We start from the raw sequence: 14,659 nt of genomic DNA, 5'->3' as shown, positions 1-14,659 counted from the left end.
AAAGTGTTAAGTTGTTGATCTATCGGGGTAAACCGGCATGCCGGGTAGGACAATGCCGTTAGAATTCACCCTTCGAATCGGGGGTGTTGCTTCAACACAACCGACATGGATTTTAGGGCCGCGTCGTTTCATCCCGCCGCCGCCCCTTCGCCTGGAACCGGCCTGAGCCGGGATTGCCCCAGCGACAACCCCGGGATGCCGAGCGTGACCGTAGTCCAGAAACGACTCCATCAGCTACGAACAGCGGTCAAGACCGCCGAAGCCTTCGCCGCCAAGCATCCGCGCTCGCTGACCGTCGCCGTCGTCGGGGCACTGAGTTGCTTCGCCGTGACGGCCTTCGGCATCGCCCCGCTGGCCCCTGACGCCGCCGAGCTGCCGCGCCGCACCGTGGTCGAGACCTTGCCGGCCCCCGACATCGCCGCCCAGCTCGACGAGCTCGCCAACCAGGCCATCGGACTGACACGCGCCGAGGCGACCCGCTCCAGCGACACGCCCGACAGCCTGCTGCGCCGCGCTGGCGCCTTCGACCCCGCGGCCGCGGCCTTCCTGCGCACCGACCCGCTCGGCCGCCGCGTCCTGCAGGGCCGGGCCGGCAAGATGGTCCACGTCACGGCAGACGCCTCCGGCCAGGTGCAGAAGATGGTCGTGCGCTTCCCTGCCGAGAAGGCCGAGCAGCAGCAGAGTCACTTCACGCGGCTGACCATCGAGCGCAGCGGCGAGCGCTTCGCGGCCCGCACCGAGGCGGTGCCGTTCCAGACCCAGGTGCGCCTGGGCTCCGGCAGCATCCGCACCTCGCTCTTCGCCGCCACCGACGACGCCAACATCCCCGACGCCATCGCCTCGCAGATGGCCGACATGTTCTCCGGCGACATCGACTTCCACCGCGAGCTGCGCAAGGGCGACCGCTTCAGCATCGTCTACGAGGCCCTCACGGCCGACGGCGAGCCCGTCACCTGGGACGGCGGCACCGGCCGGCTGCTGGCCGGCGAGTTCACCAACAACGGCCGCACCTACAGCGCCGTGTGGTTCAAGGACGCCACCTCGGGCAAGGGCAGCTTCTACGGCTTCGACGGCCAGAGCAAGCGCCGCGCCTTCCTGGCCAGCCCGATGGAGTTCTCGCGCATCACCAGCGGCTTCGCGATGCGCTTCCACCCCATCCTCAACACCTGGCGCCAGCACAACGGCGTGGACTACGGCGCGCCGACCGGCACGGCCGTGCGCTCGGTGGGCGACGGCGTCGTCGAGGTGGCCGGCTGGCAGAACGGCTTCGGCAACGTCGTGCAAGTGCGCCACAGCGGCGACCGCAGCACGGTCTACGCCCACCTGAGCAAGATCGACGTCAAGAAGGGCCAGCGCATCGAGCAGGGCCAGCGCGTCGGTGCCGTCGGCATGACGGGCTGGGCCACCGGCCCGCACCTGCACTTCGAGTTCCGGGTCGGCGGACGTCACATGGACCCGCGCGTCATCGCCCGCGCCTCCGAGGCCATCACCCTGCCCGCCACCGCCAAGGCGCAGTTCCAGCAGGTGGTCGCCAGCGTCAAGACCCAGCTGGCCGTGGCCGAGACCATGGACGGCGTCTCCGCCGCCGAATGAGGCGGTGACCGCCGGGCTCTACATCGGGCTGATGTCGGGCACCTCGCTCGACGGCATCGACGGCGTGCTCTTCGATGCGGACCGGCTGGCCGTGGCCGGCCATGTCTACCGCCCCTTCGCCCCGGCGCTGCGCGAGGAACTGCTCGCGCTGAACGCCCCGGGCGCCAACGAACTGCACCGCGCCGCCCTGGCCGCCAATGCCGTCTCCCGCGGCTATGCCGACGTGGTGGCCCAGTTGCTGGAGGCCACGGGCGTCGCCCGCGATCGCATCCGCGCCCTCGGCGCCCACGGCCAGACGGTGCGCCACCAGCCGGGCGGCTTCGACGGCTACACCACGCAGTTGCTGAACGGCGCGCTGCTGGCCGAGCAAACGGGGATCGACGTCGTCTGCGACCTGCGCAGCCGCGACGTGGCGGCCGGTGGCCAGGGGGCACCGCTGGTGCCGGCCTTCCACCGCGCGCTGTTCGGCCGCGGCGGCGAGGACGTCGCCGTGCTCAACCTCGGCGGCATCGCCAACCTCAGCCTGCTGCATGGCGACGGGCGCACGGGCGGCTTCGACTGCGGGCCGGCCAATTGCCTGATGGACGGCTGGATCGCCCGCCATCGCGGCCAAGCCTTCGATGCCGACGGCGCCTGGGCGGCCAGCGGCCGGGTGCTGCCCGAGCTGCTGGCCATCCTGCTGGCCGAGCCTTTCTTCGCCCTGCCGCCGCCCAAGAGCACGGGACGCGACCTCTTCCACCTCGCCTGGCTGGAGGCGCGGCTCACGGCGGGGCAGGCGCCCGAGGACGTGCAGGCCACCTTGCTGGAACTGACCGCCCGCAGCACCGCCGACGCGCTGAAGGCCGCGATGCCGCAGGCGCGGGTGCTGATCGCCTGCGGCGGCGGTGCCCTCAACGGCGCGCTGATGCGCCGGCTCGCCGCCCTGCTGCCCGGCGTGGCCCTGCAGTCCAGCGCCGAACACGGCCTGCCGGTCGACCAGGTCGAGGCCGCCGCCTTCGCCTGGCTGGCGCAGCGCTTCGTGCAGCGGCTGCCGGGCAACCTGCCGGCCGTCACGGGCGCCGCGGGGCCGCGGCTGCTGGGCGCCCTCTACCCGGCCTGACCGTCCGTTCAACCGGACTCGGGGACGTCGGGCTCCGATGCTGCCGGCGCGGTGCGGCTGTCGGCGGGCGCGAGCTGCCAGAAGATGCCGGCCGAGGCGAGGGTCATCAGGGCCATGCAGCCGAAGGTGGCGCGAAAGGCCTGCAGCGTCTGCACGCCGCCGCCTCCGAACACCTCGGTGAAGGCGGCCAGCACGGCGCCGGCGGCGGCCACGCCCATGCTCATCGCCAGCATCTGCACCATGGACAGCAGGCTGTTGCCGCTGCTGGCGGTGCCCGGCCCGAGATCCTTGAGCGTGAGCGTGTTCATCGCCGTGAACTGCATGGAATTGACCGCGCCAAAGGCCGCCAGCTGCACGATGCTCAGCGCGAGCGGCTGCGTCGGCGTCGTGAAGGCGAAGCTGGCCATGGTGAGGCCGACCAGGCCGGTGTTGACGACGAGCACGCGGCGGTAGCCGTGGCGCGTGATCAGCGGCGTGGTCACGCGCTTCACCGACATGCTGGCGATGGCCACCGGCAGCATCATCATGCCGGCCTGGGCGGGCGAGTAGCCCAGCGTCACCTGCAGCAGCAGCGGGATCAGGAAGGGCATGCAGGAGCTGCCCAGGCGCGAGAACAGGTTCCCGAGCAGGCCGATGCGCAGCGACCCGACGCGAAAGAGCTGCGGTGAGAAAAGCGGGTAGGGCTTGCGCAGCGCATGCAGCCAATAGGCCGTCAGGCTTGCCAGCCCGAAGACCATGAGCACGAGGACCGAGGCCTGGCGCAGGCCCAGGCCCGACAAGCCGTCCAGGCCGAGGGACAGCGACACCATGCCGAGGGCCAGCAGCAGGTAGCCGCCGGTGTCGAAGCGCACCCGCTCCATCGGCGCCGGGGCCGGCATGAAGCGCAGCGTGGCCAGGGCGCCGAGCACGCCCACCGGCAGGTTGATGAGGAAGATCCAGTGCCAGGACGCCGCCTCCACCAGCCAGCCGCCCAGCGTCGGGCCGACCAGCGGGCCGACGAGGCCGGGGATGGCGACGAAGCTCATCGCCTGCAGGAAGCGCTCGCGCGGGAAGGTGCGCAGCACCACCAGCCGCCCGACGGGCAGCAGCAGTGCGCCGCCCAGGCCCTGCACGACGCGCGCCGCCACCAGCATCGCCAGGCTGGACGACAGCGCGCACAGCAGCGAGCCGAGCACGAAGAGGGCGATGGCACCGACGTAGACCCGCCGCGTGCCGAAGCGGTCGGCCATCCACCCCGTGGCGGGGATGAGCATGGCCATGGTCAGCGAGTAGGCCACGACCACCGACTGCATGCGCAGCGGGCTCTCGCCGAGGCTCGCCGCCATGGCGGGCAGGGCCGTGTTGACGATGGTCGCGTCCAGCGTCTGCATGAAGAAGCCGACGGCGACCAGCCACAGTAGCCGGCGCAGCGCGCGCTCCTGCGCGGGATCGGGCGGAGGCAAGGCCGATGCCATGGCTCAGACGCGGGAAAGCCGCCCGCAGGCGGCTTTCCTGGTGAGGATCACGGCCGGCTCAGACCGAGAAGCTCGAGCCGCAACCGCAGGTGGTCGTGGCATTGGGGTTCTTGATGACGAACTGGGCGCCCTGCAGGTCTTCCTTGTAGTCGATCTCGGCGCCCATCAGGTATTGCAGGCTCATGGAGTCGATCAGCAGGGTCACGCCGTTCTTGACCATCTGGGTGTCGTCGTCGTTGACGGCCTCGTCGAAGGTGAAGCCGTACTGGAAGCCCGAGCAGCCGCCGCCCTGCACGAAGACGCGCAGCTTCAGGTCCGGGTTGCCCTCTTCGGCGACGAGGTCGCGCACCTTGTCGGCGGCGCTGTCGGTGAAGACCAGGGGCGCGGGGATGTCGGTGGGGGTGTCAAGCACGGCGCTCATGGCGGGCTCCTCTGGGATACGGGGTCAGGAAACGGATATGGGGATTGTCGGCGCAAAAGCAAAAGGCCGCATCGAGCGGCCTTTTGACTTGCAGGCCGATTCGATCGGCCTTTCGAAGGACAAGCGCAGGAATTAACGCTTGCTGAACTGCTTGCGGCGGCGGGCGCCGTGCAGACCGACCTTCTTGCGCTCGACTTCGCGGGCGTCGCGCGTGACGAAGCCGGCGCGGCTCAGTTCGGGCTTGAGGGTGGCGTCGTAGTCGATCAGCGCGCGGGTGATGCCCAGGCGCAGCGCGCCGGCCTGGCCGGACTCGCCGCCGCCGTGCACGTTGACCTTGATGTCGAAGGCCTCACCGTTGTTCGTCAGCAGCAGGGGCTGCTTGGCGATCATGATGGAGGTCTGACGGCCAAAGTAGGTCTCGATGGACTTGCCGTTGACGACGATCTGGCCCGTGCCCTTCTTGATGAAGACGCGGGCGACCGACGACTTGCGGCGGCCGGTACCGTAATTCCAGTTTCCGATCATGGCCGTTCCTTAGATCTCGAGAGCCTTGGGCTGCTGGGCGGTGTGCGGGTGCGAGGGACCTGCGTAGACCTTCAGCTTCTTGACCATGGCGTAACCCAGCGGGCCCTTGGGCAGCATGCCCTTGACGGCCTTCTCCAGCGCGCGGCCGGGGTGCTTGGCTTGCATGTCCTTGAACTTCGTGGCGTAGATGCCGCCGGGGAAGCCGCTGTGGCGGTAGTACACCTTGTCGGTGGCCTTGTTGCCGGTGACGCGGAGCTTGTCGGCGTTGACGACGACGATGAAATCACCGGTATCGACGTGAGGCGTGTAGATGGCCTTGTGCTTGCCGCGCAAACGGAGTGCCACTTCGCTGGCAACACGTCCGAGCACCTTGTCGGTGGCGTCAATCACAAACCACTCGTGCGTCACCTCGGCCGGCTTGGCGCTGAAGGTCTTCATGAGTTGCTTTCTGTGGGCCGGGCTTCTATCAATGAAAAGCCCGGCGATGGATGGCTGAAATGCTGGCGTTGCGCTTCGGTGCTGCTTCTTGAGTGCAACCTCTCGGCCCTAGCCGCCCGTGTTTTGCACAGGCCTTTTCCGCAGCCAATGCCGGAAAAGCCGGCGAGTGTAGCAGGCCAGCCATTGGTTTGGAAAGCCGCGAAGCGTTAACCTTGCTGTCCTGCAGGCCCGCCATGCCCACCGCCCCTCTCCCCACCCCCGCCGTCGCGCCCAGCGACCCGGCGGCGCAATGGGACGAGGTGCTGGCGGCGTTCGGGCCCGACCCCAACCCACCGCCCCCGGCGCCCGAACCCGAGGTTCCCGCGGCCGTCGAGGAGGCCGGCGGCCCGCTGGCCGGCGCCCGTGCCGCGCTGGAGCGCCTGTCCACCTGGGTGCCCATCCGCGCCCTGGCCCGGCGCCATCGCCACCGCGTCGTCGACCACCTCCTCGCCCTCGACCCGCGCGACCGCTACCTGCGCTTCGGCTACGCGCCGTCGGACGAGCAGATCCGCAACTACGTCCTGGGCATCGACTTCAGCCGCGACGAGGTGCTGGGCGTCTTCAACCGCCGCCTGCAGCTTGTGGCGCTGGCCCACCTGGCCTACGGCCTGCCCATGCCCGGGGAGCCGGCCCGGCGCATGGCCGAGTTCGGCGTCTCGGTGCTGCCGCAGTCACGCGGCCGGGGGCTGGGCCGGCGCCTTTTCGACGCGGCAGCCCTGCACGCCCGCAACCGCGGCATCGACACCCTCTTCATCCACGCCCTGAGCGAGAACCGGCCCATGCTGCGCATCGCCACCGCCGCGGGCGCCACCGTGGAGCGCGACGGCAGCGAGTCGGCCGCCTGGCTGCGCCTGCCGCCCGACACCGTCGGCTCCCAGGTCGAGCAGGCCCTGGAGCGCCATCTCGGCGAGCTGGACTTCCAGTTCAAGCGCCAGGCCCGGGTATTGGGCGACTTCGTCGACAGCGTGGCCGAGGTCAAGGCGCATTTCGACGCCTCGGGGCGCGCCGCCAAGGAGTGAGCCGGCTGCCAGCTGCGTGAAAGCGCTTCCCCCCCAGGCCCGGGGGAATCGGGACTAGCGAGTAATCTCTTTTAGGGACGTTGCGCTACATTGCCCCTCCATCGCGCCGCAGGACAAGTCGGCGACGCCGCCGAACTCTCCTCGAGGGACATGCCGTACATGCCGTACGCCATCTACTGGATCGCTGCGCTGGCTGTTTGCGTGCTGGGCCTGGCCATCAGCCTGGTGTGGGCACTGCGGCGTCCGGCCTATGCCAACCGCGGGCTGCCCGCGGAGTGGTCACTCACGGCGCGACCGGTCTTCACCACCGACGAGCGGCGCGTCTTCCGCCTGCTGCGCGAGGCCCTGCCCCATCACGTCGTGCTGTCCAAGCTGCCGCTGGTGCGCTTCTGCCAGCCCACCGAGGCCAAGGAAGTGCGCTACTGGTTCGACCTGCTCGGAGCCTCTCACGTCACGTTCGCCGTCTGCAGCCCCAACGGCCGTGTGCTGGCCGCCATCGACCTCGAAGGCGAACGCGGCGTGACGCCGCGAAGCCTGCAGATCAAGCATGCCGTGCTGTCAGCCTGCCGGGTGCGTTATCTGCGCTGCGCCGTGGACCAGTTGCCCAGCGTCGCCGAGCTGCAGCTGCTCGTGCCCCAGGGCAGCAACCCGCGCGGCCCGCTGCCGGCGCCGCCGGCCGCGGCCAGCCTGTCGCGGCGCCGCAGCGCCGCCATGGGCGACGAGGAGTTCGGCAGCGACTGGGGCCAGTTCTCCCAACCCCTGCCGCTGTGGCAGGACGCCGGCGGCTTCGGCGACGGCTTCGGCGAACGCCACCATCCCCGCATGCCGACCCACACCATGGCGGCGCCCGCCCAACGGCGGCAGCCTCCGCAGCGCAGCCTGGACACCAGTCGCTACAACCCCCGCACCCTGCCCGTGCTGGACGATGCCGACGAAGACGCCATGATGGACGACATCGTCGGCGTGGTCGTCGACGCGCCCCGCTACGCCGCCCCGCGTCCCCGCCGGGGCTGAGACACCCGCCCCCATCCCGGCGACACTCGCCGGATGCACCCCGCGACCCCTGACCTCAGCTTCGGCGACCTGACGCCGGAGTTCATGCTCGACGCCCTCGACGCCGCCGGCCTGCGCGCCGACGGCCGGCTGCTGCAGCTCAACTCCTTCGAGAACCGCGTGCTGCAGGTCCACCTGGAGGACGGCCGGGTGGCCGTGGCCAAGTTCTACCGCCCGGCGCGCTGGAGCGACGCGCAGATCCTCGAGGAACACGCCTTCGCGGCCGAACTCGCCGCCGCGGAAGTGCCCGTGGCCGCACCGTGGACGCTGGCGGACGGCACCACCCTCTTCCACTTCCAGGGCCAGCGCATGGCCGTCACGCCGCGCCAGGGCGGGCGGGGCCCGGAGCTGGAAGACCCCGAAGTGCTGCGCTGGATCGGCCGCCTGCTGGCCCGGCTGCACGTCGTCGGCCGCGAGCGCCCTTTCGCCGAGCGCCTGCACTGGACCAGCGCCGCCCCCGCCCGCACGGCCCGCGACTGGCTGATGGCCAACGACGCCATCCCGCCCGAGATCGCCCCCGGCTGGGACGATGCCGCCCAGCGCTGCCTCGACGCCATCCAGGCCGCCTTCGACGGCCTGCCCGACTTGCGCCTCACCCGCCTGCACGGCGACTGCCATCCCGGCAACATCCTCTGGACGCCCGACCGTGGCCCGCACTTCGTGGACCTGGACGACGCCGTCATGGGCCCGGTCGTGCAGGACCTGTGGATGCTGCTGCCCGGCGAACCCGACGCCGCCCGGCTGCAGCTCCATGCCCTGCTCGACGGCTACGAGCAGGTCGCCGAGTTCGACGACCGCGAACTGCGCCTCATCGAGCCGCTGCGCACCCTGCGCATGATCCACCACAGCGCCTGGCTGGCCCGGCGCTGGGGCGACCCGGCCTTCCCGGTGGCCTTCCCCTGGTTCGGCACGCCCAACTACTGGCTGGACCAGACGGCCAAGCTCAGGGAACAGCTCGAAGCCATGAAGCCCAAGGACGCGCCGCCGGCACTCGCACGGGACGAGGACTTCGTCGACTTCGACGGCGACGGCTTCGCCTGACGCCAGCCTAACGCCAGCTCGCGGGGGTCTCGTTGGTGGCCACCGTCACGTGGGCCCGGGTGGCCTCCAGCGGGCGGATCTCCAGGCTGAGGCCGAAGCGCAGGCAGGGGTTCTCGGCGGCGATCGCCGCGGCCTGCTCCAGCGTCTCGGCGACGATGAACCAAAAGCCGCCCACCCACTCCTTGGTCTCCGCGAAGGGGCCGTCGGTCACCAGCCCGTCGGCGACGAAGCGGACCTCGGGCTGCAGCCGGCTGCCGGGCTTGAGGCGGCCCGCGGCGAGGCCCTGCTCGTACCAGACGTAGAACGCGTCGATGGCCTGCTGCACCGCCTCCGGCTGGGCGTCGTTGCGCCACTGGCCGCGCGACAGCACCAGGTAGTCGTTCATCGGCATGGGAAATCTCCTTGGCTTGAAGTGAGGGCGTCGGTGGGCGGCGAATGCTAGCGCCCGCCCGGGTCGATCACGAAAATTTACTGGATATTCATACAGTATTGTGATCTGATCCAGGCTCCGCTTCCTTCCCCCGCTGTCATCGTCGTCGTCCCGTTTGGCCATGTCGTCCGCCTCCGCCCTGCCGCCTCCCATCGCCTGCCCGCCCCTGCGGCCGACGCCGCCCGGCCGGCCCGGGCGGCTGCCGCTGGACGACGGCCACCTGCAGGGCCGGCTCTGGCGAGGCAGCAGCCTGAGCCGGGCCGCCGCCCCGGTCCTGCCCAGCGGCTTCGCCGCGCTGGATGCCGAACTGCCTGGCGGCGGCTGGCCCCTGCAGGCCGCCACCGAAGTGCTGACGCCGCAATCCGGCGTGCTGGAGTGGCGGCTGCTGGCCCCTGGCCTGCGCCTGTGGTGGGACGGCCAGCGCCTGCCCGCCGCCCTCCCGGGCCGGCGCACCCGGCAGGCCATGGCCCCGGCCCTGCGCCCGCTGCTGCTCGTCAACCCGCCACGCACGCCCCACCTGCCGGGCCTGCAGGCTCTCGGCCTCCCACCCTCGGCCCTGATCTGGGTGGCCACCACCACACCGGCCGAAGCTCTCTGGGCGGCCGAGCAGGCCATCAAGGCGCGCGTGGCCGTGCTGGCCTGGCTGCCCGAGGCGCGGCCGGAACAGGTCCGCCGCCTGCAGGTCGGCGCCCTCGGTTCGGATGCGCCGGCCTTCCTGGTGCGGCCCGACAGCGCACGGCACCAGTCCTCGGCCGCGCCGCTGCGCCTCGTCGTGCAGCCGGGCGAGGGTTGGGACCTCGACGTGCACCTGCTCAAGCGCCGCGGACCGGCCCATGAAGGCACCCTCAAGTTGGCCGCCGTGCCCGGCGCCGTCGAGCCGCTGCTGACGGCGGCCAAGCGCAAGCCCCTGCCCGCCCCGGTGCCGGCGCCCGCGCCCGCGCCCGAGCCGGCCAGCCCCCCGACGGAGCGCCCCCATGCGCTGGCTCGCCCTGTGCTGCCCGCCTGATGCGCCGGCCAGCGACACCGACGCCCTGGCCTGGCTGGCGCTGAGCTTCACGCCGCGCGTCGCCCGGCTGGAGGAGGCGGTGGTGGCCGAGGTGTCGGCCAGCCTGAGGCTGTTCGGCGGCGCCCGCGCCCTGCGGCAGCAGCTGCAGCAGCGGGCCGAAGCGGCAGGGCTGGCCATCGCGGCCCAGGCCTGGGCGCCGACGGCCCTGGCCGCGCTGGCCCTGGCGCGCAGCCCCGACGCGCCCCGCCAGGGCCGCCTGGCCGAGCGCCTCGACGCCCTGCCCCTGTCGGCCCTGAGCGCCGCCCAGGCCCACCACGCCATGCTGGCCCGCCTCGGCTGCCGCCAGCTCGGCCTGCTTCGCCGCCTGCCTCGCCCGGCCCTGGCCAAGCGCTTCAGCCCCGCCCTGCTGGCGGCGCTCGACCAGGCCTATGGCGAGCAGCCCGAGGCCCACGAGTGGCTGACGCTGCCCGAGCGCTTCGAGGCCCGGCTGGAACTGCCCTGGCGCGTGGAGCATGCGCCGGTGCTGCTGAACTTCGCCGAGACGCTGCTGCGCCAGCTCTGCGCCTTCCTGGCGGCCCGCCACGCCGGCGTGCGCGCGCTGCGCCTGGCCTGGCAGTACGACGCCATGCGCCCGCGCGATGTGGCGGGCAACGGCGAGCTGAGCGTTGCCACGGCAGACACGACCCGCGACCTGCGCCGCCTGTCGCGCCTGCTGGGCGAGCACCTGGCCCGCACCACGCTGGCCGCGCCGGCCGGCGAGATCCGCCTCGTCGCAGACCACCTGCTGCCCCTCGCGGACGGCAGCGCCAGCCTGCTGCCCGGGCCGGCCGACCCGGCCGAACGCACGACGACGAATGCGCTGCTGGAGCGCCTGTCCGTGCGCCTGGGCGCCGACCGGGTGCGCGAAGGCCGGCTGCACGAAGACCACCGCCTGGACCGCATGCAGAGCTGGCACCCCTGGCCCGCCCCGCCCGCTGCGGCCGTGCGCCGGCCGCCGGGCCCCCAGCCGACCTGGCGGGTCGAACCGCCCCAGCCGCTGCGCTGCGATGCCCAGGAGCAGCCCCTCTTCGCCGGCCCGCTGGCGCGCATCAGCGGCCCACACCGCATCGAGGCGGGCTGGTGGGAGGGCCCCGGCAGCCTGCAGGCCCGCGACTACTACGTCTACCGCAGCGCCACGCGGGGCCTGCTGTGGGTCTATCACGAACGACTGTCGTCGACCACGGCCGCCGCGTCGGGCTGGTTCCTGCACGGGGTGTTTGCATGACCGCCGCGCCAATGACCGCCGCGCCAGGCCGCCCCGGCGAACTGCCGCGTTATGCCGAGCTGCACTGCCTGACGGCATTCAGCTTCCTGCGCGGCGCCTCCGAACCCCAGGAACTGGTGGAGCGTGCCGTCACCCAGGGCTACGAGGCCCTGGCCATCACCGACGAATGTTCGCTGGCCGGCGTCGTGCGCGCCCACAAGCAACTGCGCGAGATGCGCGAGGCGGTCCACCACGCCTTGAAGGAGAGCGCGAAGGAAGCCGGCGAGCCCGACGCCGACATCGAGCCGCCGCGGCTGCTGAAGCTGCTGATCGGCAGCGAATTCCTCGTCCGCGACGACGCGGGCCAGCCGCGCTTCAAGCTCGTGCTGATCGCCCAGAACCTCAACGGCTACGGCAACCTCAGCCAGTTCATCACCCGGCTGCGCCGCGCCAGCCCCGTGAAGGGCGAGTACACGCTGCACTGGCGCGCCATCGCCCCCGAAAACCTCACCGACTGCCTGGCCCTGCTGGTGCTGCCGCGCGAGGCCAGCGATGCCGAGCTGCTGGCGCCGGCGCAATGGGCCCTGCAGCACTTCACCGGCCGCGCCTGGATCGCCGTGGAGCTGCTGCGCGAGGCTGGCGACGCGCTGTGGCTGCAGCGCCTGGAGCAGCTCTCCGAAGACACCGCCCTGCCCCTGGTCGCCGCCGGCGACGTGCACTTCCACGTGCGCTCGCGCAAGGCCCTGCAGGACGTGATGACCGCCACCCGCCTCTCCCGCCCCGTGGCCGAGTGCGGCTTCGACCTGCAGCCCAATGCCGAGCGGCACCTGCGCAGCCGCTACCGCCTCTCGCGCCTCTACCCCGAGGCGCTGATGCAGGAGACCCTGCAGGTGGCGGCGCGCTGCAGCTTCAGCCTGGACGAGATCAGCTACCGGTACCCGAGCGAGGTCGTGCCCGTCGGCACGACACCTCGCAAGCACCTGCGCGAACTCACCTACGAGGGCGCGGAAAAGCGCTGGCCGTGGTCCACGGGCGGCGTGCCCGACAAATGGAAATTCCGCATCGAGCACGAACTCGAACTCATCGAGGAGCTGGGCTACGAGCACTACTTCCTGACGGTCGCAGACACCGTGCGTTTCGCGCGCAGCATCGGCATCCTCTGCCAGGGCCGCGGCTCGGCGGCCAACAGCATCGTCTGCTACTGCCTGCACGTCACCTCGGTCGACCCGGACCGCAGCACCCTGCTGTTCGAGCGCTTCATCAGCCGCGAACGCAACGAGCCGCCGGACATCGACGTCGACTTCGAGCATGAGCGCCGCGAGGAGGTCATCCAATACCTCTACGACAAATACGGCCGGGAGCGGGCGGCGCTGACCGCCGTCGTCATCTGCTACCGGCCCAAGAGCGCCATCCGCGACGTGGGCAAGGCGCTTGGCTTCAGCGAGGAGCAGCTCGACGTGATGAGCAAGGACCACAGCGGCTGGTCCACCCAGGTGCTGCCCGAGGAGCACCGCGAGGCGCTCCTGCAGCAGATGGGCCTGCCCGCCGACGACCCGCGCCTGCAGCAGCTCATCACCCTCGGCCGGCAGCTCAACGGCCTGCCGCGCCACCTGTCCCAGCACGTGGGCGGCTTCGTGCTGACCGAGGGCCCGCTGGAGCGCCTCGTGCCCATCGAGAACGCGACGATGGAGAAGCGCAGCGTCATCGAGTGGGACAAGGACGACATCGACGAGCTGCGGATGATGAAGGTCGACGTGCTGGCCCTGGGCATGCTGACGGCGATCAAGAAGTGCTTCGACCTCGTCAACCCGATGCGGGGCACGTCCATCGACCTGACCATTCCCGACCACGACACCGCCACCTACGACATGATCTGCAAGGCCGACACCATCGGCGTCTTCCAGATCGAGAGCCGCGCGCAGATGTCCATGCTGCCGCGGCTGAAGCCTCGCGACTACTACGACCTCGTCATCGAGGTCGCCATCGTGCGCCCCGGGCCCATCGAAGGCGGCATGGTCCACCCCTACCTGAAGAACCGCGCGCTGCCGCCCGACCAGGTCGTCTATCCCAGCGAGGCCCTGAAAGAAGCCCTGTGGCGCACCCGCGGCGTGCCCATCTTCCAGGAGCAGGTCATGCAGGTGGCCATCATCGCGGCCGGCTTCACGCCCGGCGAGGCCGACCAGCTGCGCCGCGCCATGGCCTCGTGGAAGCGGCCGGGCGTGCTCGAGGCCTACTACGACAAGGTCGTCAAGGGCATGCGCGAACGCGGCTACACCGACGACTTCGCCGAGCGCATCTTCAGCCAGATCAAGGGCTTCTCGTCCTACGGCTTCCCGGAGTCCCACGCCGCCAGCTTCGCCCTGCTCACCTACGTCAGCTCCTGGCTCAAATGCCACGAGCCCGCGGCCTTCGTGTGCGCCCTGCTCAACTCACAGCCCCTGGGCTTCTACACGCCCAGCCAGCTCGTGCAGGACGCGCGGCGGCACGACGTCGAGGTGCGCGCCATCGACGTCAACCACAGCCGCAAGGACAGCACGCTGGAGCCTCGCCCCGGCCAGCACCATCCGGCCGTGCGCCTCGGCCTGCGCCTGGTCAGCGGCCTGGGCGACGAAGCGGCCATGCGCATCGAGCAGGCGCGCGACCGCGACGGCCTCTTCGCCCACCCGCAGGACCTCGCCCTGCGCGCCCGGCTCAGCCAGCAGGACATGCAGCAACTCGCCGCCGCCGACGCCCTCACCAGCCTGGCCGGCCACCGCCGCCAGCAGGTCTGGCAGGCCTCGGCCCTGCACGCCATGCCCGAACTGCTGCAGGGGAGCCTGCTCCCCGAGGACGACCTCGCCCTGCCCGCCGCCGCCGAAGGCGAGGAAGTGCTGTGGGACTACGCCGCCACCGGCCTTACGCTGCGCCGCCACCCCCTGGCCCTGCTACGCCCGCGCCTGGCCAGCCGGGGCCTGCTGAGCGCCCGCCAGCTCGAAGGCGTGAAGAGCGGCCGGCGCGCCAAGGCCTGCGGCATCGTCACCGGCCGGCAGAAGCCCCAGACGGCCAAGGGCACCCTCTTCGTCACGCTGGAAGACGAGACCGGCAACGTCCAGGTCATCGTCTGGCCCAAGGTCTACGAGCAACACCGCAGCACCATCCTCGGCGCGCGGCTGCTGGCGGTGGAAGGCGTCTGGCAACGCGGCGACGGCGACGTGCGCCACCTGCTGGCCAAGGGGTTCGAGAACCTCAACCCGATGCTGGGGAGGTTGCCGACGGAGAGTCGGGATTTCCGCTAACTGGAGGAGAACACTGACGATCG

The 14,659-nt window shown here is 71.3% G+C and carries 13 protein-coding genes; 8 read left to right on the top strand and 5 right to left on the bottom strand.

Annotated elements, in window-relative coordinates; all coding sequences use genetic code 11:
* Positions 1–204 precede the first annotated feature (204 nt).
* Together LXT12_RS27035 and LXT12_RS09940 are read left to right on the top strand one after the other, a co-directional pair.
* Entirely contained in the window at positions 205–1,593 is a 1,389-nt protein-coding gene (locus tag LXT12_RS27035) for a peptidoglycan DD-metalloendopeptidase family protein (RefSeq protein WP_233391572.1), read from the top strand.
* Positions 1,594–1,597: 4 nt separating this feature from the next.
* The gene (locus tag LXT12_RS09940; protein ID WP_349255014.1) at positions 1,598–2,692 is read left to right on the top strand and encodes an anhydro-N-acetylmuramic acid kinase; all 1,095 of its coding nucleotides are present in this window, start codon (positions 1,598–1,600) and stop codon (positions 2,690–2,692) included.
* A gap of 8 nt (positions 2,693–2,700) precedes the next feature.
* On the opposite strand, the gene mdtD is transcribed toward LXT12_RS09940, so the two are convergent.
* The 4 genes from mdtD to rplM all read right to left on the bottom strand — a co-directional run bounded on the left by mdtD (position 2,701) and on the right by rplM (position 5,530).
* On the bottom strand, positions 2,701–4,146 hold the full coding sequence (gene mdtD, locus LXT12_RS09935) for a multidrug transporter subunit MdtD (protein WP_233391570.1): 1,446 nt from the start codon (positions 4,144–4,146) through the stop codon (positions 2,701–2,703).
* A gap of 58 nt (positions 4,147–4,204) precedes the next feature.
* A complete protein-coding gene (gene erpA / locus LXT12_RS09930; RefSeq protein WP_233391569.1) occupies positions 4,205–4,567 on the bottom strand; it encodes an iron-sulfur cluster insertion protein ErpA in 363 nt (120 codons plus the stop codon).
* Between the two features lie 132 nt (positions 4,568–4,699).
* Positions 4,700–5,092: a 30S ribosomal protein S9 gene (gene rpsI / locus LXT12_RS09925; protein ID WP_233391568.1), complete on the bottom strand. Its 393-nt coding sequence runs from the start codon at positions 5,090–5,092 to the stop codon at positions 4,700–4,702.
* A gap of 9 nt (positions 5,093–5,101) precedes the next feature.
* Positions 5,102–5,530: a 50S ribosomal protein L13 gene (gene rplM / locus LXT12_RS09920; RefSeq protein WP_233391566.1), complete on the bottom strand. Its 429-nt coding sequence runs from the start codon at positions 5,528–5,530 to the stop codon at positions 5,102–5,104.
* A gap of 233 nt (positions 5,531–5,763) precedes the next feature.
* On the opposite strand from rplM, the gene LXT12_RS09915 reads away from it, so the two are divergent.
* The 3 genes from LXT12_RS09915 (at position 5,764) to LXT12_RS09905 (ending at position 8,682) form a co-directional block, all read left to right on the top strand.
* The gene (locus tag LXT12_RS09915; RefSeq protein WP_233391565.1) at positions 5,764–6,588 is read left to right on the top strand and encodes a GNAT family N-acetyltransferase; all 825 of its coding nucleotides are present in this window, start codon (positions 5,764–5,766) and stop codon (positions 6,586–6,588) included.
* A 150-nt stretch (positions 6,589–6,738) separates the two neighbouring features.
* The gene (locus LXT12_RS09910) at positions 6,739–7,602 is read left to right on the top strand and encodes a DUF2726 domain-containing protein (protein WP_233391563.1); all 864 of its coding nucleotides are present in this window, start codon (positions 6,739–6,741) and stop codon (positions 7,600–7,602) included.
* A 33-nt stretch (positions 7,603–7,635) separates the two neighbouring features.
* Positions 7,636–8,682, top strand: coding sequence for a serine/threonine protein kinase (locus tag LXT12_RS09905; RefSeq protein WP_233391561.1), 1,047 nt, complete (start codon positions 7,636–7,638; stop codon positions 8,680–8,682).
* 7 nt (positions 8,683–8,689) lie between these two features.
* Here the strand turns inward: LXT12_RS09905 and LXT12_RS09900 are convergent, their stop codons facing one another.
* Positions 8,690–9,073 (bottom strand): YciI family protein, encoded by a 384-nt coding sequence (locus LXT12_RS09900; RefSeq protein ID WP_233391559.1) that lies wholly within the window; start codon positions 9,071–9,073, stop codon positions 8,690–8,692.
* Positions 9,074–9,233: 160 nt separating this feature from the next.
* Here LXT12_RS09900 and LXT12_RS09895 point away from each other — a divergent pair, with 160 nt between their 5' ends.
* From LXT12_RS09895 to LXT12_RS09885, 3 genes are read left to right on the top strand one after another with little or no spacing between them, the layout of a single operon-like run.
* Positions 9,234–10,118 (top strand): recombinase RecA, encoded by an 885-nt coding sequence (locus LXT12_RS09895; protein WP_233391558.1) that lies wholly within the window; start codon positions 9,234–9,236, stop codon positions 10,116–10,118.
* A complete protein-coding gene (locus LXT12_RS09890) occupies positions 10,087–11,382 on the top strand; it encodes a DNA polymerase Y subunit UmuC family protein (RefSeq protein ID WP_233391557.1) in 1,296 nt (431 codons plus the stop codon). Before LXT12_RS09895 ends, LXT12_RS09890 begins: the two co-directional genes overlap by 32 nt.
* Complete coding sequence (locus LXT12_RS09885) at positions 11,379–14,636, top strand: error-prone DNA polymerase (protein WP_233391556.1); 3,258 nt, start codon at positions 11,379–11,381, stop codon at positions 14,634–14,636. Before LXT12_RS09890 ends, LXT12_RS09885 begins: the two co-directional genes overlap by 4 nt.
* Positions 14,637–14,659: the final 23 nt, after the last annotated feature.

This window comes from Pelomonas caseinilytica (genome assembly GCF_021353235.1).
GTDB classification, from domain to species: Bacteria; Pseudomonadota; Gammaproteobacteria; order Burkholderiales; family Burkholderiaceae_C; genus Pelomonas; species Pelomonas caseinilytica.
The sequence above is the reverse complement of the archived record's forward strand: the minus strand, read 5'-3'. Positions and strand labels throughout refer to the sequence as shown.